The sequence below is a fragment of the Streptomyces solitudinis genome (assembly GCF_036323765.1).
Classification (GTDB): Bacteria; Actinomycetota; Actinomycetes; order Streptomycetales; family Streptomycetaceae; genus Streptomyces.
This window is the reverse complement of sequence record NZ_JAZDCW010000003.1, coordinates 126,712-151,488: the sequence shown is the minus strand read 5'-3', so window position 1 is coordinate 151,488 and position 24,777 is coordinate 126,712. Positions and strand designations below refer to the sequence as shown.

Sequence of the window (24,777 nt, the reverse complement as noted above, 5' to 3'; positions counted from 1 at the left end):
CCTCCGGCCCGAAGCACGCCGACAAGCGCGGCACGGCCGACCCCCGGGGCGCCACCGCCCGGATGAAGCAGCCCAAGGCCGCGGGCGCGGGCGGGCAGCACCACGGCGGGAGGATCGCCTACGCGGTGATCGTCCTGGTGGCCGTGGTGTCCGTCTTCCCCCTGGTGTGGACGGCGATCGCGGCCTCCCGCGACAACACCCGTCTCGCCGAGAGCCCGCCGCCGTTCTGGTTCGGCGCCAACCTGCCGAAGAACCTGGAGATCGCCTGGACCGACGCCAACCTGGGCCTCGCGCTGTTCAACACGGTCCTCGTGGCCGGGTCGATCGCGCTGGGCACGGTGCTGTTCGGCACGATCGCCGGGTTCGCCTTCGCCAAGCTCCAGTTCCGGTTCCGGAACCTGCTGCTCATGCTCACCATCGGCACGATGATGGTGCCGCCGCAGCTCAGCGTCGTCCCGCTGTTCATGGCGATCGCCGAGCTGGAGTGGACCAACCAGCTCCAGGCCGTCATCCTGCCCACGCTCGTCAGCGCCTTCGGTGTCTTCTTCATGCGCCAGTACCTCGTGCAGGCGCTGCCGACCGAGCTGGTCGAGGCCGCGCGGGTGGACGGCGCGCACAGCCTGCGCATCATCTGGCACGTGGTGTTCCCCGTCGCCCGGCCCGCGATGGCCGTGCTGGGCATGCTGACCTTCGTCATGGCGTGGAACGACTTCTTCTGGCCCATCATCGCGCTGACCCAGGAGAACCCGACGGTCCAGGTGGCCCTGACGAGTCTGGGCCGCGGATACATCCCCGACCAGTCAGTGATCATGGCGGGCGCCCTGCTGGGCACCCTGCCGCTGCTGCTCATCCTGGCCCTCTTCGGCAAGCAGATCGTCGGCGGCATCATGCAGGGCGCGGTCAAGGGATGAACCACCGGCCGTGATCCCGTGACCTCGTCCACCCGGCCCCCGCCGGGGGTGGCCGCGACCCGGCCGCCCCTGGAGCCCGCACACGACATTCCGCACACCTAGCGTTGGGAGCGCTCCCATATGACCGTTCAGGGACAACCTGACTTCCCCGCCGAGTTCCTCTTCGGCTCGGCCACCTCCGCCTACCAGATCGAGGGCGGCGTCCGCGAGGGCGGCCGCACGCCGTCCATCTGGGACACGTTCGCCCACACCCCCGGCAAGGTCCTGGCGGGCGACACCGGTGACGTGGCCGTGGACCACTACCACCGCTGGCGCGAGGACATCGACCTGATGTCGGACCTGGGCCTCCAGGTCTACCGCTTCTCCGTCTCCTGGTCCCGGGTGCAGCCCACCGGCCGCGGCCCCGCCGTGCAGCAGGGCCTGGACTTCTACCGTTCCCTGGTGGACGGGCTGCTGGAGAAGAACATCACGCCCTGGCTCACCCTCTACCACTGGGACCTGCCGCAGGAGCTGGAGGACGCCGGCGGCTGGCCGGAGCGGGCCACGGCCGAGCGGTTCGCCGAGTACGCCACGCTCGTCGCCGACGCCCTGGGCGACCGCGTCGTGCACTGGACGACGCTCAACGAGCCGTGGTGCAGCGCCTTCCTCGGGTACGCCTCGGGCGTCCACGCCCCCGGCCGCACCGACCAGGCCGCGTCGCTGCGCGCCGCGCACCACCTGAACCTCGGGCACGGCCTCGGCGTCCAGGCGCTGCGCGCCGCGCTCCCGGCCCGCGCCAAGGTCGGGGTCAGCCTGAATCCGGCCGTGCCCCGGGCGAAGACGGACTCCCCCGGCGACGTGGACGCCGAGCGCCGCATCATGGCGCTGGCCAACGGCGTCTTCGAGGGGCCGATGCTGCACGGCGCCTACCCGGCCGACCTCATCTCCGACACCGCGTCGATCACCGACTGGTCCTTCGTGCAGGACGGCGACCTGGCCACCGCGCACCAGCCGCTGGACGCCCTCGGCGTCAACTACTACAGCCCGCTGCTGGTCTCCACCGTGGAGGGGACCGACGAGGTCGAGCGGCGGGACGGGCACGGCGCGAGCGAGCACTCGCCCTGGCCCGGCGCCGACAAGGTGGCCTTCCACCGGCCGACCGGCGTGCCGATCACCGAGATGGGCTGGCCGGTGGACCCGACCGGCATGGAGGAGCTGCTGCTCCGCCTGACCCGCGAGGCCCCGGGCCTGCCGCTCTACATCACCGAGAACGGCATGGCCGCCGAGGACAAGGTCGGCCTGGACGGCACCGTCAACGACACGGACCGCATCGCCTACCTGCACGGCCACCTGGGCGCCGTCCGCGACGCCATGGCACAGGGCGCCGACGTGCGCGGGTACTTCCTGTGGTCCCTGCTGGACAACTTCGAGTGGGCCTACGGCTACAGCAAGCGGTTCGGCACGGTCTACGTCGACTTCGACAGCCAGGAGCGCACGCCGAAGGCCAGCGCGCGGTGGTACGCGGACCTCATCCGCAGCCGCACCCTGCCGCCCGCCGAGTGAGGCGGGCCGGAGCCGGACGGGCGCGGTGAGCGGCGGACGGTGACGCGCGGCGGGACGGGGGCCACCCGTCCCGCCGCCCGTCGCCGTCCTTCCTGCCGCGCCCGCAGCCGTCCCGCGCCGCAGCCGTCCCGCGCCGCCCGGACTGGGGAGTCCGGGCGGCCCGGTGGCACACCGGCGGGCCGCGGGGCCCGCGGCTTCCCGGTACTCGGCGGACCGGGAAGCCGCGGGCCCGCCCCGCCACCCGCCCCCGTCCCGCACGGGCGCGCCCTGGCTCCGCGCGCCCGGCCGGCGGGCGCCCCTACGCGCCGGCTATGTAGGTCACCATGATGCCCATGGCGTCGGCGATGGGCTGCCGGGTGTCGTAGTGGGCGGTGAGCCTGACGGTGTCGCCCTTCCCGACAGTGCCGACCCCTTCGGGATCGATGCACCTGCCCATCGAGGAGAGTTCCTTCCCGCCGTGGAGGTTGACGTACTCGGGGGTCTCGCCGTACCGGGCGACCGAATCGCAGAGCGTCTCCCCCGTGCCCGTCTTCTCGGCGACGAGGCTGACGCCGCCGTTGTGCAGGTGGCCGCCCATCCCGACGACCGTCCCCGGCACGTCCACGTCCCACTCCCAGGAGGTGGCGGACCTGCCGGAGGGCACCGGCACCTCGTCCAGCGTCGCGCAGCCGGCGACGGACAGCCACACGGGCCTGACCTTCTCCCATCCGGCCCTCTCCGCCTGGTGGGCGGGCAGGTAGGTGTACTCGACCTCGATGTAGACCTCCTGCTCCTCGTGGGCGTGCGTCATCAGCTCGGCGATGAGGTTCCAGCGGTGCAGGGGGGCGTTGTAGTAGCCGTAGCCGCTGGGCGCGTCGATGAAGGTCCGCTCGTTGCCGCTGGCCGCGAAGCGCTCACCGAGCCAGAACGAGGGGTTGGTGGGGTCGGTGCCGCAGACGGGGTCCCTGCGGAACTGGTTGTACATGACGAAGTGGTGCAGCATCGGGCCGGTGTCGACGTTGGCGTTCGACCCGTCCGGGTACACCAGGTCCGGCTTGATGCCCTTGATGTAGCAGTGTCCGCAGGGCGCTTCGACGCCCAGCTTGAGCGTGTTGCCGGTGCCGCCGTGGTGGCCGCCGGGGGCGTTCGGGTCGGACGCGGGGATCGTGTAGGGGCCGTAGCGGACCGTCCTGGTCCGCAGCCTCGGGTCCTGCCCGTGGGCCGGGACCGCCTGGGCCGGGGCCACCCCGGCGGGTGCCGCCTGGGCGGGGACCAGCCCGGCGGGTACCGCCCGGGCCGGAGCCGTCGTGGCGGCCGTTCCGAGCGCCACGGCCAGAGCCAGTAACGCCGTCAGCCTTCTCCTCAACATGCGGGTGCCTCCTGATCGGGGGGGTTCGGGCCGCGTCCGCCGCGTGCGGGAGCGACCGGGCTCCCGGCCGGCGGCCGGGGCGGGTCCGCACCCGCACGCGGGCGTCCGGCACGGTGGTCCGGTCACTGCCTGCCGGGCGTTTCCGGCTGTTCCGGAGTCGCCGGGCAGGCGATCACGCAGGGAGGTACGGGCGAGTATCCAGAGCGCCCACCGGGAGCGGCAAGGCCGTGCCCGCGCATTCCGCCCCGGTCGGCGCGTTCTTTGCACCGGCGCCGGGGTCGCCCCGAGACGTCTGTCATGGCAGTGACAACAATCGCACGGCCCCGGCCCGGCCCCGGTCAGCCGAACGTGCCCGGCGGCGGCGCGGGGGACGGCCGGGCGGTGGCGTCCTTAACGGGCGCCGCGCCGCCGGTGAAGTCGGCCAGCGCCCGCCCGTGTTCGACGCGGGCGGGGTGCGGGTCCCCCGCGGCGCGCCGGGTGAGTCCGGCGACGGGCAGCGGACGGTCCCCGGCGAGCAGGACGGCGTTGCCGAAGCGGCGGCCGCGCAGCACGGCCGGGTCCGCGGTCAGGCACAGTTCGGGGAAGACGGCGTGCGCCGTGGCGATCTGGGCGCGCAGGTGGGCCAGCGGCGGGCCGTCGGTGAGGTTGGCGGCGTACAGGCCCCCGGGCGCCAGCACCCGCCGGACGTCCGCCAGGAACTCCACGGTGCCCAGGTGCGCGGGGGTCCGGGCGCCGCTGAACACGTCGGCGACCACGAGGTCCGCCCAGCCGTCGGGCACTCTCCCCAGGCCCTCGCGGGCGTCCGCGCCGCGCACCCGGATGCGGGCGCCCGCGTCCCACGGCAGGGTGCGGCGGACGAGGCCGGTGAGCGCGGTGTCCACCTCGACGACCTGCTGCGTGGAGCGGGGCCGGGTGGCGGCCAGGTAGCGGGCCAGGGTGAGCGCGCCGCCCCCGAGATGGACGGCGCGCAGCGGACGTTTCGGTTCGGCGGCCAGGTCGATGACGTGGCCGAGCCTGCGCTGGTAGGCGAAGGCGAGGTGGGCCGGGTCGTCCAGGTCGACGTACGACTGCGGGGCGCCGTCGAGGAGCAGCGTCCAGCCGTGCGGCCGGTCCGGGTCCGGGTCCAGCCGGGCCAGGCCGCCGCCGACCTGCTCCGCGACGGCCTCCCTGGCGTGCCTGGCCTCCCGGCCGGAGCGCGCCGCCTGCCCGCGTCCGCCGCCCGCCGCCCGCGCCCTGCCCATCCGGCCAGTATCCACCGGCCGGCCGGACGGCGTGGGACCGGCCGTCCACGGGAGGGGCCGGTCAGCGGGAGGGGCCGTCAGCGGGAGCGTTCGGTGACCTCGATGATCCGGGCGGCCTCGCCGAGCGCGGCGCGCAGCCGGGCGGGCTCGGTGGCCCGCGCGTAGGTGCCGTCCGGGGGCACGAGCCAGCCCGCGCCCGCCACCGGCGGCTCCCCGCGACGGCCGCCGCGCCCGCAGCCGGGGGCGCAGGCGCTGCCGGGCAGGTCCCAGCCGGCGGCCGTGCCGGGGGGCACCAGGAAGCCGAGGGTGGCCCCGGCGCCGTCGTGCAGCACCGGCCCGACGCCGTCGCTCAGCCGCAGGATCGCGGCCGCTTCCAGGCCCTCCCGGGCCGGGACGGTCACCAGGTCGCAGGGTTCGTCGGCCGTGCTCGCGCCCGCGGTGCGCACGGGGGGTCGCGGGCGTCCGGTGTCCAGCAAGGGGACCACTCCTGTCGGTGTGCGCTTGTCTCGGCGACGGGACCAACGGCCGACGGGCCGGTGCGGCTACGGCGGAAGAGGCGGAAAAGTATGGCACTTCATGGCAGAACACGGTGGAGATTTCCGTTTTGTCATCAGACTCTGCGTGGCGGCCGCATCACGCCGTGTACCTTCCGGGACATGGCGTCGTCACCTTCCGCGTCATCGGGGCAGCGCCCCCGGCCCCACCCCAACGCGGCCTTCCGCCGGCTGCGCGGCTCCCGGTCGCCCGGGGAGTTCGCCGCCGCCGTCCGGCGGGCGGCGCGCGAGATCGGAGAACAGGTCTCGTGCGACGCCCGGTACGTCGGACGGGTGGAGGCCGGGGAGATCCGCTGCCCCAATTACGCCTACGAACGCGTGTTCCGGCACATGTTCCCCGGGTACACGCTCGTCGATCTCGGCTTCGCGCCACGCGAGGCCGTGCGGCGGCGCGCGTCCCGCGCCCGGCGTGCGGAGGGGGGTGACGCAGCACTCGCGGTACCGGACGTACCGGCGGTGCCGGCGGGGCGGACCGCGCCCGGCCGTACCACCCCCTTCCACAGCGACGAGGAGAGCGACGTGCTGCGTCGCGTGTTCATGACCGGCGGCCCGGCCGCCGTGGCCATCGCCCCCTGGGGCCTTCCCGGACAGGCCGCCACCGCCACCGCCACCGGCCCGCTGCCGCCCGCACGGGCCGGTGCGAGCGAGGCCGCCGCCGTCGAGGAGGCGGTGCGGCAGATCCGGCTGCTGGACGACCGGCACGGCGGCGACACCCTCTACCAGCGCGCCGGAGCGGCGCTGCGCGGCGCCTACGCGCTGCTGGACCGGGACGTCAGACGGCAGGCGGTGGCGGACCGGCTGCACGCGGGCGCGGGCGAACTGGCCATCTCCGCGGGCTGGCTGGCGCACGACTCCGGACGGTTCGACGACGCCCGCTCGCACTACGCCGAGGCCCTGGCCACCGCGCGCGTCGCCCAGAACCCGGCCCTGGAGGCGCACGCCTTCTGCAACACGGCGTTCCTGGCCCGGGACGCCGGACGGCCCCGGGAGGCCGTGCGGGCCGCCCAGGCCGGACAGGCCGCCGCGGCCCAGGGTGGCTCGGCGCGGCTGCTGGCCCTGCTGGCCCTGCGCGAGGCGGGCGGCTGGAGCGGTCTCGGCGACCGTCCGGGCTGCGAGCAGGCGCTCGGCCGGGCCCACACGCTGTTCGCCCACGGCCCCTCGGACGCCGACCCGGAGTGGATGACCTTCTTCGGGGAGGCGGAGCTGGCCGGGCTGGAGGCCCAGTGCTGGGCGGCGCTCGGCGACTTCGGGCGCGCGGCCCAGTGCGCGCGGCGGGCGGCGGGCCTCCAGCCGCCGCACTTCGTCCGCAACACCGCGCTGTTCACCGCCGAACTGGCCGGAGACCTCGCGGAGCACGGCGCGCCGGAGGAGGCGGCGGCCGAGGGGACGCGGGCGGTGCGCCTGATGGCCACGGTGCGCTCCTCGCGCATCCACGGCATGCTCCGCCGCACGGCCCGCCGCCTCCTGCCCCACCAGCGCCAGGAAGGCGTCGCCGGGTTCCTGAGCGCGGTGGACCACCGCGCGCAGGCGTAGCGGGCGGGGCGGGCCGGGCGCCGCCGCGCGCGGGGGCGCCCGGCCCGGCGGACGGCGGCCGGGTCAGACGGTGCTGTCAGGCGGTCCGCCGCTCAGGCGGTGCCGTCGAGGTGCCCGGTGTCGTTCCAGCGTTCGAACGCGGGCATGCCGTAGGCCCAGCCGAGGACGGACAGGCCGCACGGGTCGAGCCGGACGCGCGCCGCGAAGCCGGCGTCCAGGCCCAGCCAGCGGGCGCCGAGCACCCGCAGGACGTGGCCGTGCGCGAAGACGAGCACGTCGCGGTCGGCGGACCGGGCCCAGGCGATGACCTCGTCCGTACGGGCGGACAGCTCGGCGCGGCTCTCGCCGCCGGGCACCCCGTCGCGCCAGATGAGCCAGTCCTGCCCGGCGCGCTCCTTGATCTCGGCGGGCGTCAGGCCCTCGTAGTCGCCGTAGTCCCACTCCAGCAGGGCGTCCCAGGGCGTCGCGCGGTCCCCGAAACCGGCCAGTCCGCAGGTCTCGGCCGCACGGCTCAGCGGGCTGGTGCGGACCTCGGCGCCGGACAGCCCGTCCCAGGGCGCCCGGTGCAGCCGCTCGCCCACCAGCTTCGCCATCCGGCGGCCGTCGTCCAGCAGGGGCACGTCCGTCCGCCCGGTGTGGCGGCCCAGCCGGGACCACGCGGTCTGACCATGGCGGACGAGCAGGATGCGGGGAGCCATGTCCCCCATCATCGCGCACCCCGCGGCGGCGGCGCGGGCCGGGGGCATCGCGCGTTGTCAGCCCCGGATGCCAGACTGCGCCGGGTGACGCACGTGAACCGCCCCAGGCCCGCGACGGCCACGACCGGAGGGCTGCGCCGGCGCCTCGCCGAGCTGCGCGGCCCCGGCCACGCCCCGCGCCCGCTGGACGCCCGCGCCCTGTCCGCGCTCGCCGCCAACCCCGGCTGCCGCCGCCGCGCCCTGCTGGACGGCGCCGGTGTCGACAAGACGGCGCTGGCCCGCGCCCTGGGGGTGCAGGGGGCCTTCGGGCAGTCCCAGTTCGCCTTCGCCCGGGGGCACGCGTTCGAGGCGCGGGTGCACGCCGACGGCGGCGCCGAGCTGGTCCGGCTGCTGCGCGCCGCCACCGCCGACCGCTCGCCCGAACCGGCCGGCGTCGCCGTGCCGGACGTGGCGGCGGACGGCCCCGAGGGCCGGGCGGCCCGCACCCGGCTGGCCCTTGAGGCGGCCGACGAGGCGGGCGCGGGCGTCTGGACGGTGCTCGTGCACCCGATGCTGGAGCTGGACGTCGCCGGGGCGCCCGTCCACCTGGAGCCGGACGCCGTCGCCGTCGCGCCGGACGGCCGCCGCACCGTCATCGAGGTCAAGTCGTTCCCCATCCTGGACGGCACCGCCGACCCGGCCAAGGTGGGCGCGGCCGTGCGCCAGTCGGCGGTATACGCGCTGGCGCTGGAGGCGCTCGGCGGCACCGTCGCCGACGACGCGCTGCTGGTGTGCCCGAAGGACTTCTCCAACCTGCCCACCGCCGCCGCCGTGGACCTGCGCAGGCAGCTCGCCGCCGTACGCCGCCAGCTCACCCGGCTCACCCGGCTCGCGGACATCGCCGCCGAGCTGCCCGAGGATGTCTCCTTCGACGTGGACCGCCCGGCAAAGGAACTGTCGGCCGCCGTGGAGGCCGTGCCCGCCGCCTACGCCCCGGAGTGCCTGGCCGCCTGCGAGCTGGCGTTCCACTGCCGGTCCCGCGCCCGCGCCACCGGCGACGTGACGGCCCTGGGCCGCTCGGTGCGCGGCGAGCTGGGCGGCCTGCGGACGGTGGAGGACGTGCTCGCCGCCGCGCACGGGGCCGCGGGAGACCCCTCGGACCCGGCCGTCGCCGCCCTGCGCCGCGCCGCGCGGCTGCGCGCGGAGGCGCTCGGCGCCTCCGGCGGGCCGGAGGCGCGATGACGCTGCTGTCCACCCTCGCCCGGATGGAGGCCGTCTCCGCGGGGCGGGCCGAGCCGCTCGCCACCGTGCGCCACCGCCATCTGACGGACCGCCCGCTGGTCCTCGTCCCGCTGACCACGGCGGGCGAGGCGGGCGCGCCGCTGGGCGCGATGCTCGGCACCGACGCGGAGGAGCCGCTGCTGCTGACCGTCGCCCAGCCGCGCGACCGGGATCTGCGCTTCCGGTTCCTCGCGGAGCTGGCCGACGCGGTGCTGCCGCACCTGGAGTCCGCGCAGGACGCGGTGGAACCGGTGTCCCGGCGCGGCGGCGAGGAGGCCGAGCTGTGCACGGACGCCCCGCAGCTCCTGGTGCCCAACTCCGGAGGCATCGCCTTCGTGCGGCTGCTGGGGCGTTCGATGCGGTTCCGCCGCACCGCCGAGGACGATCCGGAGGCGCCCTATCCGGCGCCCGCCCGGGTGCCGCTGCTGGGGCGCTGGCTCACGCACTACGCCGAGCGCTCGCGGGTACCGGGCTCCGCGCTGCTGCTGGCCATGACGGATGTGCTCACCCGGCACTGGGCCACCGGCCAGAGCCCGCTGGAGGACCAGCACCTGGGCGCCCTGCTGGCCTGGCTCGGCCACGGCCGGGACGGCGGCCGCGGCCCGGGCGGGGAGCCCGGCGGCGCCGCGCGCGCCGCCCTGCGCGCGGAGGCGGCCCGGGACGGTGACGGGCTGCTGCTCACCCCGCCCGCCGGTCCCGCCACCGACCCGGCGTTCGACAACAAGCGGCTGGCCCCGGCCGTCGCCCGGTACGACGCGGGCGTCCACGGCGCGGACGCCGAGATACGGAACCTGCTCGCCGGGCAGCTCCGGCCCACCTGGGACGCGATGTGGCGGGCGCTCGCCCTGCTCCGGGAGCTGCCCGAGGGCGAGCGGGCCGCCGCCCGCTGGGAGGGGGACCGCTGGTCCTACACCGGCCACCGCGACCGGCTGCGCGCCGGTGAGCCGCCGCAGCCCCGGCGCGACGACGCGGTCACGGCCGCGCGCAAGCTCGCCGCCCGCGAGCGGGACCACGCCCGGCTGGCGGCGCAGGAGGCGCTGGACGATCCGCTGGTGATGGCCGCCCGGCGGCTGGCCGGTGAGGCGTTCACCGGCGAGGTCGTCGCGGTGGAGCCCGCGTACTCCGAGGGCCGCCGCCCGATGCCGCGCCCCCTGGTGACGCTGCGCACCGGGGACGAGCCGCAGCTCGCGGTGGGCACGAAGGTGTACCGGGCGATGCCGGACGGCAGGGCCCAGCCCGGCGAGTGCGCGGCGCTGCCCGGCCCGGGGCTGGTCACCGTGCGGCTGACCGGCGGCATGGGCCGGTCCCGCGAGCCCGCGCCCGGTTCCGTCCCCGCCGAGGGCGAGAGCGTGTGCTGGACGCTGTTCGAGCACAGTCCGCGCGGCGGTCCCGACCTGCCGGATCCGGAGGACACCCCGTGGACGCACGGCGGCCCGCCCGGATCGCTGCCCGAGGCCCCCGACCCCGTCACCGGAGAGGATCTGCTGTGAGCGGCATCCGCACCGCGCCCCCACCGGCTCCCGCTCCCGCGGACGCCCGCCCGGACGCCGATCCGGGCGCCGCCGCGGCGGCGGCCACCGAGGCGATCCTCGCGGACACCCTCTCCGGGCGGGCGCGCGGCGTCGTCGTGGACTCCCCGCCGGGCGCGGGCAAGTCGACGCTCGTGGTGCGGGCGGCCCGGGAGCTGGCGGCCGCGGGGCACCGGCTCATGGTGGTCGCGCAGACGAACGCCCAGGTGGACGACCTGGTGGTCCGGCTGGCCCGCGCGGACCCCGAACTGCCCCTGGGGCGGCTGCACAGCAGCGACCCCCGTCCCTACGACCCGGTGCTGGACCGGTACCCGCAGGTGCGCGCCTCGGCGAAGGCCGGCGACGTGGCGGAGCAGGCCGTGGTCGTCTCGACGGCCGCCAAGTGGGCGCACGTCCAGGGCGTCGAGCCGTGGCGGCACGCCATCGTGGACGAGGCGTACCAGATGCGCTCGGACGCGCTGCTCGCCGTGGCCCGGCTGTTCGAGCGCGCGCTGTTCGTCGGTGATCCGGGCCAGCTCGACCCGTTCAGCCAGGTCGGCACCGAGCAGTGGGCGGGCCTGGCCTACGACCCGTCGGCCAGCGCGGTGGCCGCGCTGCTGGCCCACCACCCCGGGCTGCCCCAGCACCGGCTGCCGGTCTCCTGGCGGCTGCCCGCCTCGGCCGCGCCGCTGGTGTCCTCGGCGTTCTACCCGTTCACACCCTTCCGCAGCGGTACGGGCCCCGGCGAGCGGCGGCTCAGCTTCCGGGAGCGGGCGGACGGCTCCCCGGTGGACCGGGTGCTGGACGTGGCCGCCGACTCCGGCTGGGGCCTGCTGGAGCTGCCCGCCCGGCACACGCCGCGCACCGATCCGGAGGCGGTGGCGGCCGTCGCGCAGGTGGTGCGGCGGCTGCTGGAACGCGGCGGGACGAGCACGGACGAGCACGGCCCCGGGCCGGTGCCGCTGACCGCGGACCGCGTCGCCGTGGGCACCGCGCACCGGGACCAGGCCGCGGCGGTGCGGGCCGCGCTGGAGCGGCTGGGCGCGGGCGGTGTCACCGTGGACACCGCCAACCGGCTCCAGGGCCGCGAGTACGACGTGACGGTCGTGCTGCACCCGCTGTCCGGGCGCCCCGACGCGACGGCCTTCCACCTGGAGACGGGCCGGCTGTGCGTGCTGGCCTCCCGGCACCGGCACGCGTGCGTCGTGGTGTGCCGGGCCGGGGTGGCGGAGCTGCTGGACGAGCACCCGTCGGCGGAGCCGGTCCAGCTCGGGGTGAGCGTCCGCTTCCCGGACGGCTGGGCGGCCCAGCAGGCGGTGCTGGCCGAGCTGGCCGCCCACCGCGTCGGCGCGGACGGCTGAGCCGGGAGGGGCGGGCGGGGAAGGGGCAGACAGTCCGCGCGCCGACGCGGGACAATGGTCGATGGTCCACGAGAAGCGGAGGTAGTTCCATGCCCGAGCCGCAACCGGCTCCGGATTCCGATGGCGGGCGGCCGAGGTTCCGGCGTCCCGCGCCGCTGGTCTTCGAACCTTCGGCGGCCGCGGAGGACCGGGAGCACTTCTTCGACCTGGAGTCCATCAGCGATCCGAAGGAACTGCTGACCCGTTCCACGGAGCTGGCCGTCGCGTTCCAGGCGGCGGCGGACCGGGCGGTGGAGTACCAGGCGATGGCCGCCGCCCAGCTCGCCGACCCGCGCCGCTTCGACCGGCTGCCGGACGCCGCGATCGCGGACCGGGCGGCGTGGACGGAGGACTACGCCCGCCGCATGGTGGCCTTCGGCCGGCAGCTCATCGAGGGCCGCGTCGAGGAGTGACGGCGGCGGGGCGGGCGGGGGCGTTCCGGGCGGCGGATGACCGGTGACCGGGCCATCGGCATATGCGCGGCGGGCACCATACCGGACGCCCCGGCACGGTGTCCCACTTTTCCTTGATCCTCAGTGACGGCTCCGGCACTGCGGGTAGACGTAAGTGTCATGAGCAGCGATCTCTCCGGCGCCGAGTGGCTGGCCTCGGCCAGCCCCTTCCCCCGCAGCGTCAGCGCCCTGTGGTCCGCCCGTCCGCAGGTGCCGCTGCCGCTGCCCTGCGGCTCCGTGTTCGACGTGATCAGCGCGCCGCCGCTGTTCGGGCGGCGCATGCTGGACGTGATGTGGGCGACGGGTCCGGGCAGCGGTCCGGTGGCCCGCGACCGGGGCCGGGTGCTGTTCTTCGCGGAGCCGGGCACCGCGCGGCGGCTGCCCGCCCTGCTGGGGTGGGAGGAGTGGCAGGCGCGGCGGACCGCCGGCACGGCCGGGCGCGCGGAGCCGATCCCTCCGCTGCTGGCGTACGGCCCCGGGGACCTGGTCTCCGTGCCCGCGCCCCCGCAGCCGGGCGAGCCGGGGGACGAGGAGGGCGGCTGGCTCGTCTCGCCGGGCCCCGGACGCCCGTGGCTGCCCGGCCCCGACGCGCTGCTGCGGGCGGCCGTGCGGACGGTCCGCGCTGGTCGGGAGCCTGGGCGGGGGCCGTCGATTTCCGGTCACCGGGTCGCGGGTGCTAAGGTCTACGACGTCAGCAGGCGCCGCTAGCTCAGTTGGTTAGAGCAGCTGACTCTTAATCAGCGGGTCCGGGGTTCGAGTCCCTGGCGGCGCACAGACGGCCGGAGGCCCTCGCTCACCGCGGGGGCCTTCGCGCATGTCCGGGCGCGTCCCGCGGTGCCTCCGCCGGCCGCTCAGCTGCGGGTGATCCGTACCGTCCACGCTCCGTCGGGCGCGCGGCCGACGGCCGTGACCCGCACGGTGCCGCCGCCCGTCCGCACCGCCAGGCTCTCCCCCGCGCCGAGCGGGGCGTCGGCCAGCGGCGGGTGCACGGAGGTGTCGGGGCAGGCGGCGGTGGCGGGGTGGGCGTCCAGCACCTCCACCGGACCGCCGGCGGAGGCGGTGTCGCTGCGCACCCGGTAGACGAGGACGCCGCTGGTGCACAGGCCCGCGTCGTTGCCCACCGGCTCGCGCACCTCGGCCACGACGGCCTCCCGCGCGCCGGTGCGCACCACCGCCAGCCGCGCCGCCGCCGCGTGATCCCCGGCGGGGGCGCGTCCGAGGGGGTGCAGCGTGTGCCGGCTCGTGCCGGGCGCGCCGACGCAGTCGACGTGCTCCGGCTCCAGCCAGCCGAGCTTCCACTTGTGCCAGCCGAACGGTTCGGGGGCCAGGCCGAACTGGCTGCCCATCAGGTCCCAGTCGCCGACGTGGGTGTCCCAGTCGCCCTTGCCGTCCTCGGGGCGGTGGTAGAGGTCGGGCAGGTCGAAGACGTGCCCGGTCTCGTGGGCGAGCACGTTGCGGTCGGCGGGGTAGCGCTCGAAGACGGTGACGATGCGGCGCAGGTCCGTGCCGTCCACCCGTACCGGCTCCCGGAAGTTGACGACCTTCGTGGCGTCGGAGTCCACTCCCGGCGCGTCGGGGTCGGCGACGAAGTAGACGACGTCGTAGCGGGCGAAGTCCACCTGCCCGTCGGTGACGGCGAGGGCGTCGCGCACGTACGCCGCCCGGTCCTCCGCGTCCCAGTCGCGCGCTATTCCGTAGGACCGGGAGGGCGCGGGCATCTCGGTCCACCGCCGCGCGGGGTGGACGCGCAGCTCGAACCGGCCGTAGGAGGCGCGCTCGAAGAACTCGCCGGTGGCCGGGAAGTGGTCGGCGGCGAGCTGTGCGGGCGTGGTGAGCGGTTCGGAGTCCGGGAAGGCGAGGAAGAGCATGACGGCGTCGAGGGCCCGCTCCGGCCGCACGTAGGCGTCGTTCCAGGTGTCGAGCCCGAGGGAGTGGTGCGCGTCCGTGCGGCGCAGGGCGCAGGGCGGCGGGATGTCCGCCGCGGTGACGGGGCCGGCGAAGGACGTGGTGCCCACCAGCGCCGCGAGCGCCGTGAGGAGCGCCGCCCAGCGCCGCAGCCGCCGGTGGCGCGGCGGTCCGCCGGCCGGTATCCGGGGCGGGCCGGGTACGGGCGGGACGGGACGCGCACGACGCACGGCAACCTCCGAGGGGCAGACCCGGGGCGGGTCAGGAACACCTCCCTCACCATGTCCTTTGATATGCCTGTACGCCCTATTCAGCTAGGCCGGGCGAGTCATGGCATTACACTTACGGTGCGTAGTCAGATCATCGGCTCCGCCCGGCGTTGCCGTTCCTCGTACTGGCGTGCCCCCACCCCCTCCGGAGAGTGGCGCACCGAGGGGCGGAGCTGGCCGGACCCGCCCGTAACCCCCTATGATCGGCTGACTTTCCAGTGACCAACCCCTCCGGGAGCGAGCGGTGAACGCAACCCTGGACGCGCCGGGCGACGGCATCGAGAGCATGGGAGCACCGCCTCATTCGGTCACGGAGTGTCACCACGACCCCGGGTTCCGGGCCGCCTTCGATCACGCCCGGCTCGCCATGGCCGTCGTGGACGAGGCGGGCCGGGTGCGGGCGGCGAACCGGGCCCTCGCGGAGCTGCTGGACACCGACCCCGCCGCCGTGACCGGACGGCCCGTCACCGAACTGGCCGCGCTCGGCCTCGACCGGCGGGTGCGGGACGCCTGCGCGGCCGTCCTGCGCGGCGAACGGCGGCAGGCCGGCTGCACCCGGCGCCTCAAACACCCCGACGGACGGCCGCTGTGGGCCGACATCACCCTCGTCGCCGCGGGGACGCCGGGCGGCGGCGCCCTGCTGTCCGTGACGGACGTGAGCGAGCAGCGCGACCTGCGGGAGCGGCTGCGCCACCTCCAGATGCACGACCCCGTCACCAAGCTCCCCAACCGGGCCCTGTTCTTCGAACGGCTGTCGGCGGCGCTCGAAGACAGCGTCACGGGGCGGATCGGCCTGTGCTACCTGGACCTGGACGGCTTCAAGGCCGTCAACGACACCCTCGGGCACCGCGTCGGCGACCAGCTCCTGGACGCCGTGGCCCAGCGGCTCGTGGACTGCGCCGCCGGGCCGCACGGCACCGGGCACCTCGTGGCCCGGCTCGGCGGGGACGAGTTCGCCCTGGTCGTCGAGGGGTCCAGCGGCACCCGGCAGCTCACCGACCTGGCCGAGGCCGTCCTCACCAGGCTCCAGCAGCGGCCCTTCCACCTCGCCGGGCAGCCGCAGACCGTCTCGGCGAGCATCGGCGTGGTGGAGCGCCCGGTCGCCGGGACGACGGCCACGGAGCTGATGCAGGCCGCCGACACCACGCTCTACTGGGCCAAGGCCGACGGCGGGGCCCGCTGGACGCTCTTCGACCCCGAGCGCAACGCCCACCGCATGACGCGCCAGGCCCTGTCCAGCACCCTGCGGCAGGGCGTGGACCGGGGCGAGTTCACGCTGGAGTTCCAGCCGATCGTCGGCCTCGCGGACGAGACGCTGCGCGGCGTGGAGGCGCTGGTGCGCTGGCGGCACCCGCACTTCGGCACGCTGGGGCCCAAGGAGTTCATCGGGCTCGCCGAGGAGAACGGCGCCATCGTCCCGCTGGGCCGCTGGGCGCTTGCCGAATCGTGCCGCCAGGCGCGGCGCTGGCAGCTCGAGCACGCCGGGGCGCCGCCGTACGTGTCGGTCAACGTGGCCGTCCGGCAGGTGTGGGACTCCGACCTCGTGGCGGACGTGGCCGACGTGCTGGAGGAGACGGGGCTGCCGCCGGGCCTCCTCCAGCTCGAACTGACCGAGTCGGCGGTGATGGGCCAGGCCGGGCACCCGGTGCGCGCGTTGCAGGCGCTCTCCGAGATGGGCGTGCGCATCGCCATCGACGACTTCGGCACCGGTTACTCGAACCTCGCCTACCTCAGCCGCCTGCCCGTGCGCACGCTCAAGCTGGACGGCACCTTCGTGCGCGGCTTCCGCACGCAGAACCTCAGCAAGGCGGACGAGACGATCGTGACGTCACTGGTCGACCTCGCGCACAAGCTGGGGCTGACGGTCACCGCCGAGTGCGTGGAGGGCCCGGCGCAGGCCGAGCGGCTGCGGCTGATCGGCTGCGACACGGGGCAGGGGTGGCACTACTCCAAGCCGGTGGCGGCCGACCGCATCTCCGCCCTCCTCAAGCCCGCCTCCTGACCGGCCCGGCCCGCCCGGTACCGCCTGTCTGGCCCGCGCGGTACCGCCTGCCCGGCCCGCCGGGACGGCGCGCGGGCCGGTCGGGAGCGGTCAGCGGGCGAAGAGGGCCCCGAGCCGGTCGGTGGTGACGGGACGGCCGAGGAGCCGCAGGCCCTCCCACACCGTCACCTGGTTGGCCGTGAGCACGGGCTTGCCCAGCGCCTCTTCGAGGCCGGGCAGGTACGCGGCGGTGTGCAGGGCCGTGTCCGGGAGCAGGACCGCCTGGGCGTCCGCGTGATCGCCCGCACCGGCCATCGCCAGCGTCTCGGAGCGGCCCCAGGTACCCACTTCCGCGGCGGTGATGATGCCGCTCCCGCGCAGGGCGACGACCTCGATGCCCGCGGACTTGAGGAACGCGACGAAGTGCTCGGCCACGTCCACCGGGTACGTGGCCGCCACCGCGACGCGCTCCACACCCAGCGCCCGCGCCGCGTGCACGAACGCGAAGGAGGTGCTGGACGCGGGCATCCCCGCCGTGGCGGCCAGGCCGCGCACCTGCTCGTGCGCGCCCTCCCAGCCGAAGACGAAGCTCGCGCTGGTGCACGCCCAGACGACGGCCTGCGCGCCGCGCCCGGCCAGCTCCCGCATCCCGTCGGCCAGCCGGGCGGCCGAGCCCATCTCCAGCAGCGCGTCGACCCGGTGCGCGTCCTCACCGATGTCGGTGTGCACCAACGGCAGCCGCAGGCCGGCGCCGGTCTCCCGCAGGACGGCCTCCAGCCGCGGGTAGTCGTCCTCCGCCGAGTGGCCGGGGTAGAGGAAGCCGACGGCCTGCGGGTTCTGCTGGGGCTGGGGCTGGGGCATGGACAACTCCCTGGGGGTGCGGCGGTACGGCGGAACGGCGCCGCGGCGAAGGCGTCACGGCGGCGGGGTCACAGCCACGGGTCACAGCGGGGGCTGGCCTGGGGGGTGGTCGTCGGGGAAGCCCGGGTCGGACAGCGGATCGGACAGCTCCGCCTCCGCGCCGGGCAGCGCGGAACCGGCTAAGGCCACCTCGGGCGGCGCGGCCGGTGCGGGGGCGGGGGGCGGCTCGGGGAACGGTGGCGTCTGCGACAGCGCCGCCGGACCGCGTCTGGCCACCGGGTCCAGCAGCGCCTGGTACGGCCCCACGGCCATCTTGCCGATGCGGCGCAACGCACCCCACACCGTCACCTGGTTGGCGGACAGCACCGGCATCCGCAGCTCCGCCTCAAGCTGGGGGATCACGTCGTAGGTGGGGAGGTTGGTGCAGCTGATGAACAGCGCGTCGGGCTCGCCCGCGGCCGTGGCGGCGCGGGCCATGCTGGTGACGTCCTTGTACGGCACGCGCCAGATCTCCCTGGTCAGGCCGAGGTAGCTGCGCCCGGTGACCTCGATGCCCGCCTCGCCGAGGTACTCCTCCAGCGCGTCGGTGACCGACTTGGTGTACGGGGTGACGAGCGCGAGGCGGCGGACGCCCATCTCGCCGAGCGCGTCCAGCAGCGCGCCCGACGTGGTCAGCGCCGGGGTCTCGCCCGCGGCGGCCATGGCGGCGGCCATCGCGCCCTCGCCCGTCCGGCCGCCGACGAAGGAGCCGGAGGTGCAGGCGTAGGCGACGACCTCGGGGGCGACGGCGGTCAGCGCCTGGACGGCGTCGCGCAGGGTCTGGTGCTCGCTGACCAGCCGGGCGAGGTCCAGGCTGACCTCGACCGGGACGAAGGGGGTGCGGGTGAGGTGCAGTGACACGTCGTCGGGAACCCAGCGCCACAGTTCGCGGTCGAGCGCGAAATCGAAAGGCGCCACGATCCCCACACCACGCTGCGGCTCGGGGCCGCCCAGAAACGAGACATCCATTGCGAGTCCTCACCAGACGCAGGGATGGCCGATGGCCGCAAGAAAAAGCAAGCCGGCCGAAAGCCGGGACGCCGGGTCAGATGCCTTCATTGACGAAGGTAGTTTCTGATCCCTACCGTGGTCAATCCTTCCTTCCGACGCTCCGGTCCCACGCTCCGCCCGGCCCTCACCCCGAGTGAAACCCGCCCTCGTTTCGAAATGGTTTCCCGCCTATGACCACGCCCCGCGTCCTGGTACTCGACGACGACCCGACGCCGGACCTGTCCCGGCTCGACGGGCGGGCCGAGGTGTTCCGCTCGGACGGGGCCGGGCTCGCCGCCCGCCTGCCGGACGCGGACGTGCTGCTGGTCTGGGACTTCACCAACGACGCGGTGAGACGGGCCTGGCCGGGCGGCGGACGGCGGCCCGGCTGGGTCCACACGGCCAGCGCGGGGGTGGACCGGCTGCTGCCGGAGCTGGCCGGTTCCGACGTGGTGATCACCAATGCGCGCGGCGTCTTCGACCAGCCCATCGCGGAATACGTCACCGGTCTGGTGCTGGCAATGGCCAAGGATTTTGCCGGAACATGGGAATTCCAGCGTTCCCGTACCTGGCGGCACCGGGAGACGATGCGGGTGGCCGGAACACGTGCCGTCGTGGTCGGTTCCGGGCCGATCGGCCGCGCCATCGGGCGCGCTCTTTCGGCACTGGGTGCCGAAGTGGAACTGGTGGGGAGAACGGAGAGGTCGGCGGACGCGGAATTCGGCCGCGTCCACGCGGGTGACGCGCTGCCCGCGCTGCTGCCGTCGGCCGACTGGGTGGTGTGCGCGGCGCCGCTCACCCCGGCCACGGACCGCCTGTTCGACGCCGCCGCGTTCGCCCGGACGAAGCCGGGGGCGTGCTTCGTCAACGTGGGCCGTGGGCGGCACGTGGTGCTCGCCGACCTGGTGGCCGCGCTGCGTTCCGGGCACCTGCGCGCGGCGGCGCTCGACGTCTTCGAGGAGGAGCCGCTCGGCGGGGACAGCCCGCTGTGGGACGTGCCGGGGCTGTGGGTGTCCCCGCACATGAGCGGCGACACCCTCGGCTGGCGCCGGGACCTCTCGGAGCAGTTCTGCGACAACTTCGACCGGTGGGCCGCGGGCGAACCGCTGTCCAACGTGGTCGACAAGAAGCTGGGCTACGTCCCGGCGCACTGACGGGAGGACGCGTTGACCGATCTCACCGCCCTGACGGCGGCCCAGCTCGTCGCGGGCTACGCCGCCGGGGACTTCTCCCCCGTGGAGGCCGTGCAGGCCGCGCTCGACCGCGCGCGGGCCGTCGATCCGCGGGTGAACGCCTTCGTCCGCATCGACGAGGACGCCGCGCTGGAGCAGGCCCGCGCCGCGACCGGGCGCTGGCGGCGCGGCGATCCGGCCGGTCTGGTGGACGGGGTGCCGGTGACGGTCAAGGACATCCTGTTGCAGCGCGGCGGCCCGACCTACCGGGGCTCCTGGTCGGCCCGCGAGGAGGGCCCCTGGGACGTGGACGCCCCGGCGGTGGCCCGGCTGCGCGAGCACGGCGCGGTCTTCCTCGGCAAGACGACGACCCCGGAGTTCGGGTGGAAGGGCGTCACCGACAGCCCCCGGCACGGCTCCACGGGCAACCCGTACGACCCGTCCCGGACGGCCGGCGGGTCCAGCGGCGGCGGCGCGGCGGCCGTCGCGCTGGGCGCCGGACCGCTGTCGCTCGGCACCGACGGCGGCGGGTCGGTGCGCATCCCCGCGGCGTTCAGCGGCGTCTTCGCGCTGAAGCCGACCTACGGGCGGGTGCCGCTGTATCCGGCCAGCGCCTTCGGCACCCTGGCGCACGTCGGGCCGATGACCCGGGACGCGGCCGACGCGGCGCTGCTGCTCGACGTGATCGGCGGCACCGACCCGCGCGACTGGTCGGCGCTCGCCCCGGCCTCCGGCAGCTTCCGGGACCAGCTCGCGGGCGGCGTGGCCGGGCTGCGCGTCGCCTACAGCCCCGACTTCGGCGGCCGGGTCGCCGTGGAGCCGCAGGTGGCGGCGGCGGTCCGCCGGGCGGTGGACGCCCTGGCGGAGCTGGGCGCCCGGGTGGAGGAGGCCGATCCCGGCTTCGCCGACCCGGTGGACGCCTTCCACGTCCTGTGGTTCGCCGGGGCCGCACGCGTCACCCAGCACCTCACCGGCGAGCAGCGCGAACGGCTCGACCCGGGGCTGCGGGAGATCTGCGAGCAGGGCGCGGCGTACTCGGCGCTGGAGTACCTGGCCGCCGTGGACGAGCGGATGGCGCTGGGCGCGGCCATGGGCGCCTTCCACCAGGAGTACGACCTGCTGGTGACGCCCGCGGTGCCGCGCACCGCGTTCGAGCGGGGCGTGGAGGTGCCGCACGGCTCCCCGCACCGCCGGTGGACGGGGTGGACCCCGTTCAGCTACCCGTTCAACCTCACCCAGCAGCCCGCGGCGAGCGTGCCGTGCGGGCTGGACGCGGCGGGGCTGCCCATCGGCGTCCAGCTCGTGGCGGCCCGGCACGCGGACGCGCTGGTGCTGCGCTGTGCCCACGCGCTGTACGGGACCGGGCTCGCGGAGCTGCCGCCGCCCCCGCTGCCGGACGGTCCGCCGTCCGGGGCCTGAGCCGCCCGGCCCGACCGGGCCGCCCCCGGGCCCTTGGGCCCGCCCCTTGACCCACCGCTGGAGAGCAACGATCTGGAGGCACGATGGCCGACCGCTTCATCGAGGTGTCGCTCGACAAGCGCGGCGTGCGCTGCACCGCCGCGCTGCTGGACGACCGCGCGCCCGTGACCTGCGCGGCGGTGTGGGACGCGCTGCCGCTGGGCGGGGACGTCTACCACGCCAAGTACGCCAGGAACGAGATCTACACCCTGCTGCCGGCGTTCGCGGCCGAGGAGCCGCCGCTGGAGAACCCCACCATCACCCCCATCCCGGGGGACCTGTGCTACTTCACGTTCACCGACACCCAGCTGGGCACGGCGTCCTACGGCTACGAGACCGGGGCGCGGCACCGGGGGCGGACGACGGTGGTGGACCTCGCCCTGTTCTACGAGCGCAACAACCTGCTGATCAACGGGGACGCCGGGTGGGTGCCGGGCATCGTGTGGGGCAGCGTGGTCGACGGTCTCGACCGGATGGCGGAGGCGTGCCAGGACCTGTGGCGGTCGGGGGCGATCGGCGAGACGCTGTCGTTCCGCCGGGCCTGAGCACCGCCCGGTCCGGCCCGCACGCCCGGTCCGGCCACGTGCGCCCGGTCCGGACCGCGGACACGGCCGAGGCCCCCCGCTCGTCGCGGAGGGCCTCGGTCTGCTGTGCGCCGCCAGGGACTCGAACCCCGGACCCGCTGGTCAGGAGTTGTACAACCCCTTCATGGGGCGTGCTGGTCCGCAGGCATCCGTCCGTACCGAACATCTCGGTCAACTGCGACAGACGAGCGCGGGCCGCTGCGGCCGGGGACTCGCCGGTGGTCATCCGCGTTCCTCCAGGTCCGCCCACACGATCTTGCCCCAGCGCCGCTCATCCGTGCCCCAGTCGGCGGCCAGCGCCGCCATCACGAGCAGGCCGCGCCCGTCCTCGTCACCGTCGCCTGCCTCGCGCTCCACAGGCCACGCCCGGGAGAAGTCCGCGACACCGATACGCACCCGCGCAGCGCCGGGGCGGTCGACGACGACCCGGATGGACTCTCGCCGGGCGTGCTGGACGGCGTTTGCCACCAGCTCGGAGACGATCAGGGCGCCCTTCTCGGCCAAGTCGTCCAGTCCCCACGCGCCGCAGGCGGCACGCACCAGGCGGCGGGCGACGGCGGCGCTCTCGGGCTGCCTCGGCAGGGTCTCGCTGTACCCGGGGGGCCCGGTCTGGCGGGCCCGGGTTGTGTGTTGCGGCACGTCGGTCTGCTTCCTTCGGATCGGCCAAGCCCCGGGGCCGGTCGCACGGCCGCCGGGGCGCTGTCCGCTCATGTAAGCGACATGCCTGGAACGCTGACAGGGGCGCAACGTCCCACTTTCACCACGCTATTCGCAGACCCCCAGGAACTCCGCCAACGGCCGCAGGCCCGGGGGATGGTTGGGGAGCGCCCACAGGTCGCGCACGATCGCCACGGCCAGGGTGTGATGCTGCATCCACGTCGGCGCCACACGGCGCAGGGACTCCAGGGTCTTCACCGCTCCGGCCGCGTCCCCGGTGTCCGTGTGGGCGCGGGCCACGTCCAGCAGCAGCCACGTGCGCCACGACGGAGGCGTGTCCTTGCTGAGCCGCATCCCCTTTGCCAGAGCCAGGGCATCCTGCGGGTGCCCGTACTGCACTGCGAGCCGGACGCGTTCGATGCGGACCGACGAAGGGCTGAAGACGCTGACCATGCGGTTGTCTCCGCCGTCGGGCAGCTTCGATACTCGGGCGGCTTCCTTCTCGGCCGTCTCCATCATCGCGGCTGCGCGCCCGTAGTCGCCGCCGCGCGCGGCCGATGTGGCGGCGCTCATGGTCAGCGCACCCCACACCTTCAGGCCATCGGCCGTACCCGTATGGCCCGCGTTCGCCATGTCGTCGGCGGCCCGGAGGGCGATACCCAACGCGTCTTCCAGACGTCCTTGCCGCTGGTACGTCCACGCCGCGGAGTTGACGATCATGGGCGGTAGCAGCGGATCGGATGACTGTCCGGCAGCGCCTATGGCGCGTTCGAGGCTGATCAGAGCGAGGTCCGTCTTACCCATCCGCACGGCTACGTGCCCGGCGAGCTGAAGTGCCTTCCCCAGAGCCGCGAAACCGGCCCTGCGCTCGTCGTCGCTGCCCGATGCGGTGGCGGAGCGCGCATCCGAGATCAGATCCGGCAACGCCTTCATCACCGTGTCGAACTCGGCAGAGTGGTATTGCGTCCAGCCGTCCGCGATCTGCTCACGCAGGCTGTTCATAGAGCAGTCGGGCCCCGGCGACTCGGGCTCCGGTCCCCCGAGCACGGGCATGATGGCACGGCGCACCGCCACGAAGCGAGGGCCGTCGTTCTCCCCGGAGGAGGACACGGCAGGTGGGTCACCGAGAAGCGTGGTCAGCTCCACACCGAGACCATTCGCTAGGGCATGCAGCGTGGGGAGACGCGCCGAATGCTTCCGTCCCTGTTCGAGCTGACGGATGACATCAACGGATACGCCGGATCGCTCGGCCAGCTCTTCTTGTGTGAGGGAGGCCAGACGGCGCAGGCGGCGCAGAGTTTTCCCCAGGGCTTCGTTTGCCACGCTGTCACGGTACGCCTGCCGTGCTCAGGACAGAGCGCCGATGACGCCGCCGCTCGCACGCTAGTGCTGTGACCGCATAGGTTCGCCGGTTCGTATGCCTTACAGGTTGTTCGCATAGAAGCTGACGAGTCGTTCGACGGCAGCGTCGACGTATTCGGGTTCGTCGTACATCTCGTAGTGGCCAGCGCCGTCGATCACCATGAGGTCGACGGGGTTGGGGGCCAGCTTCCACAGCTGCATGCCGGTGTCGTAGGAGCCGGTGTTGCCGATGCGTCCGGCGAGGATGACCTGGAGTGGTTGGGTCATGAGCTGATCGGCCAGGTGGAACGCGTCGTAACCCAGCAGGTGGGAGTCGCTACGCAAGAGGCGCCGGTTCGTGGAGTGCTCGTTACCGCCGCGCTCGGTGCGGTAGTAGGTGATGGCCTGAGTGGTGTCGATGTCGGTCAGGCCCGCTGCCGTGGCGTCCTCGAGGGTGTCGGGCAGCCAGTTTACGCGGGTCGTCTCGCCGGAGCGGGCCTCTTCGGTGCGTGCGTCCGCGAGGGCGCCGAGTGCTGCGGCCGGACCGTCGGGCTGGAAGCTGCGGAATGAGGCGCCGATGTTGACGGGGACGACCGTGCCGACCGCGTTGATGCGGTGGTCCGTGCGGGCGGTGTGCACGGCGTAGCCTCCACCGGCGCAGATACCGAGGACGCCGATGCGCTGCGGGTCGATGCCGGGGGTCGTGGTGAGCACGTCGATGGCGTAGGAGATGTCCTCACCTCGGCGGTAGGGGTCTTCGAGGTCGCGGGGCTCGCCCTCGCTCTGGCCCTGATGGGCGGGGTCGAGGACGAGCGCCGCGATGCCGCGGGCGGCGAGACGGGAGGCGTAGTTGGCGCCGATCTGCTCCTTCACACTGCTGCCTGGGGTGGAGAGCACCACGGCGCGCAGCGGTGCGCTGCTGTCGGCGTTGTCGGGCAGGTGGAGGTTCGCGGCGAGGTTGATGGGGCCGCGCGGGATCGTGAGGTGCTGGATCATGCCTGGCTTCCTTCGTGAGATTATTGTTCCATAGGAGTCCAGTACAAAACAATATCTTGTACGATCTGAAACTAATA

The 24,777-nt window shown here is 74.9% G+C and carries 22 protein-coding genes and 1 tRNA gene; 13 read left to right on the top strand and 10 right to left on the bottom strand.

Annotation, left to right across the window (positions count from 1 at the left end; genetic code table 11):
• Window positions 1-62: 62 nt before the first annotated feature.
• Both V1J52_RS08255 and V1J52_RS08250 read left to right on the top strand, forming a co-directional pair.
• Window positions 63-911 carry a carbohydrate ABC transporter permease gene (locus tag V1J52_RS08255; protein ID WP_330139541.1) on the top strand — a complete coding sequence of 283 codons (849 nt, stop codon included), beginning with the start codon at window positions 63-65 and terminating at the stop codon, window positions 909-911.
• A 120-nt stretch (window positions 912-1,031) separates the two neighbouring features.
• Window positions 1,032-2,453 (top strand): GH1 family beta-glucosidase, encoded by a 1,422-nt coding sequence (locus tag V1J52_RS08250; protein WP_330138988.1) that lies wholly within the window; start codon window positions 1,032-1,034, stop codon window positions 2,451-2,453.
• Between the two features lie 298 nt (window positions 2,454-2,751).
• Here V1J52_RS08250 and V1J52_RS08245 read toward each other — a convergent pair whose 3' ends face one another.
• The 3 genes from V1J52_RS08245 to V1J52_RS08235 form a co-directional block, all read right to left on the bottom strand.
• A complete protein-coding gene (locus tag V1J52_RS08245; protein ID WP_330138987.1) occupies window positions 2,752-3,801 on the bottom strand; it encodes a hypothetical protein in 1,050 nt (349 codons plus the stop codon).
• A gap of 338 nt (window positions 3,802-4,139) precedes the next feature.
• Window positions 4,140-5,042: a spermidine synthase gene (locus V1J52_RS08240; protein WP_330138986.1), complete on the bottom strand. Its 903-nt coding sequence runs from the start codon at window positions 5,040-5,042 to the stop codon at window positions 4,140-4,142.
• A 77-nt stretch (window positions 5,043-5,119) separates the two neighbouring features.
• Window positions 5,120-5,515, bottom strand: coding sequence for a hypothetical protein (locus V1J52_RS08235; protein ID WP_330139540.1), 396 nt, complete (start codon window positions 5,513-5,515; stop codon window positions 5,120-5,122).
• A gap of 183 nt (window positions 5,516-5,698) precedes the next feature.
• Between V1J52_RS08235 and V1J52_RS08230 the strand changes: the two genes are divergently transcribed.
• Entirely contained in the window at window positions 5,699-7,129 is a 1,431-nt protein-coding gene (locus V1J52_RS08230) for an NsdA family TPR-like regulatory protein (protein WP_330138985.1), read from the top strand.
• Between the two features lie 92 nt (window positions 7,130-7,221).
• On the opposite strand, the gene V1J52_RS08225 is transcribed toward V1J52_RS08230, so the two are convergent.
• Window positions 7,222-7,827 (bottom strand): histidine phosphatase family protein, encoded by a 606-nt coding sequence (locus tag V1J52_RS08225; RefSeq protein WP_330138984.1) that lies wholly within the window; start codon window positions 7,825-7,827, stop codon window positions 7,222-7,224.
• Window positions 7,828-7,911: 84 nt separating this feature from the next.
• Between V1J52_RS08225 and V1J52_RS08220 the strand changes: the two genes are divergently transcribed.
• From V1J52_RS08220 to V1J52_RS08195, 6 genes are all read left to right on the top strand, one after another.
• A complete protein-coding gene (locus V1J52_RS08220) occupies window positions 7,912-9,048 on the top strand; it encodes a hypothetical protein (RefSeq protein ID WP_330138983.1) in 1,137 nt (378 codons plus the stop codon).
• Complete coding sequence (locus tag V1J52_RS08215) at window positions 9,045-10,577, top strand: hypothetical protein (RefSeq protein ID WP_330138982.1); 1,533 nt, start codon at window positions 9,045-9,047, stop codon at window positions 10,575-10,577. The genes V1J52_RS08220 and V1J52_RS08215 overlap by 4 nt, the downstream gene beginning before the upstream one ends.
• A gap of 5 nt (window positions 10,578-10,582) precedes the next feature.
• On the top strand, window positions 10,583-11,956 hold the full coding sequence (locus tag V1J52_RS08210) for an AAA domain-containing protein (RefSeq protein ID WP_330139539.1): 1,374 nt from the start codon (window positions 10,583-10,585) through the stop codon (window positions 11,954-11,956).
• A gap of 89 nt (window positions 11,957-12,045) precedes the next feature.
• The gene (locus V1J52_RS08205) at window positions 12,046-12,408 is read left to right on the top strand and encodes a DUF8844 domain-containing protein (RefSeq protein WP_330138981.1); all 363 of its coding nucleotides are present in this window, start codon (window positions 12,046-12,048) and stop codon (window positions 12,406-12,408) included.
• A gap of 159 nt (window positions 12,409-12,567) precedes the next feature.
• Window positions 12,568-13,155, top strand: coding sequence for a hypothetical protein (locus V1J52_RS08200; protein ID WP_330138980.1), 588 nt, complete (start codon window positions 12,568-12,570; stop codon window positions 13,153-13,155).
• A tRNA-Lys gene (locus tag V1J52_RS08195) sits at window positions 13,146-13,219 on the top strand. The genes V1J52_RS08200 and V1J52_RS08195 overlap by 10 nt, the downstream gene beginning before the upstream one ends.
• 79 nt (window positions 13,220-13,298) lie before the next feature.
• Here V1J52_RS08195 and V1J52_RS08190 read toward each other — a convergent pair.
• Window positions 13,299-14,582: a M6 family metalloprotease domain-containing protein gene (locus tag V1J52_RS08190; RefSeq protein WP_443075753.1), complete on the bottom strand. Its 1,284-nt coding sequence runs from the start codon at window positions 14,580-14,582 to the stop codon at window positions 13,299-13,301.
• A gap of 325 nt (window positions 14,583-14,907) precedes the next feature.
• Between V1J52_RS08190 and V1J52_RS08185 the strand changes: the two genes are divergently transcribed.
• Window positions 14,908-16,623 carry a putative bifunctional diguanylate cyclase/phosphodiesterase gene (locus V1J52_RS08185; protein WP_330139537.1) on the top strand — a complete coding sequence of 572 codons (1,716 nt, stop codon included), beginning with the start codon at window positions 14,908-14,910 and terminating at the stop codon, window positions 16,621-16,623.
• 90 nt (window positions 16,624-16,713) lie between these two features.
• On the opposite strand, the gene V1J52_RS08180 is transcribed toward V1J52_RS08185, so the two are convergent.
• Together V1J52_RS08180 and V1J52_RS08175 are read right to left on the bottom strand one after the other, a co-directional pair.
• Window positions 16,714-17,463: a maleate cis-trans isomerase family protein gene (locus V1J52_RS08180; protein WP_330138979.1), complete on the bottom strand. Its 750-nt coding sequence runs from the start codon at window positions 17,461-17,463 to the stop codon at window positions 16,714-16,716.
• Window positions 17,464-17,544: 81 nt separating this feature from the next.
• Window positions 17,545-18,471 carry a maleate cis-trans isomerase family protein gene (locus V1J52_RS08175; RefSeq protein ID WP_330138978.1) on the bottom strand — a complete coding sequence of 309 codons (927 nt, stop codon included), beginning with the start codon at window positions 18,469-18,471 and terminating at the stop codon, window positions 17,545-17,547.
• A gap of 212 nt (window positions 18,472-18,683) precedes the next feature.
• Here V1J52_RS08175 and V1J52_RS08170 point away from each other — a divergent pair, with 212 nt between their 5' ends.
• The 3 genes from V1J52_RS08170 (at window position 18,684) to V1J52_RS08160 (ending at window position 21,667) form a co-directional block, all read left to right on the top strand.
• Entirely contained in the window at window positions 18,684-19,646 is a 963-nt protein-coding gene (locus V1J52_RS08170) for a D-2-hydroxyacid dehydrogenase (protein WP_330138977.1), read from the top strand.
• Window positions 19,647-19,658: 12 nt separating this feature from the next.
• Complete coding sequence (locus tag V1J52_RS08165) at window positions 19,659-21,083, top strand: amidase (RefSeq protein ID WP_330138976.1); 1,425 nt, start codon at window positions 19,659-19,661, stop codon at window positions 21,081-21,083.
• Between the two features lie 83 nt (window positions 21,084-21,166).
• The gene (locus tag V1J52_RS08160; protein WP_330138975.1) at window positions 21,167-21,667 is read left to right on the top strand and encodes a DUF3830 family protein; all 501 of its coding nucleotides are present in this window, start codon (window positions 21,167-21,169) and stop codon (window positions 21,665-21,667) included.
• 261 nt (window positions 21,668-21,928) lie between these two features.
• Here the strand turns inward: V1J52_RS08160 and V1J52_RS08155 are convergent, their stop codons facing one another.
• The 3 genes from V1J52_RS08155 to V1J52_RS08145 all read right to left on the bottom strand — a co-directional run bounded on the left by V1J52_RS08155 (window position 21,929) and on the right by V1J52_RS08145 (window position 24,700).
• A complete protein-coding gene (locus tag V1J52_RS08155; RefSeq protein ID WP_330138974.1) occupies window positions 21,929-22,345 on the bottom strand; it encodes an ATP-binding protein in 417 nt (138 codons plus the stop codon).
• Window positions 22,346-22,471: 126 nt separating this feature from the next.
• On the bottom strand, window positions 22,472-23,686 hold the full coding sequence (locus tag V1J52_RS08150) for a helix-turn-helix domain-containing protein (RefSeq protein ID WP_330138973.1): 1,215 nt from the start codon (window positions 23,684-23,686) through the stop codon (window positions 22,472-22,474).
• A 99-nt stretch (window positions 23,687-23,785) separates the two neighbouring features.
• On the bottom strand, window positions 23,786-24,700 hold the full coding sequence (locus V1J52_RS08145; protein ID WP_330138972.1) for an alpha/beta hydrolase: 915 nt from the start codon (window positions 24,698-24,700) through the stop codon (window positions 23,786-23,788).
• Window positions 24,701-24,777: the final 77 nt, after the last annotated feature.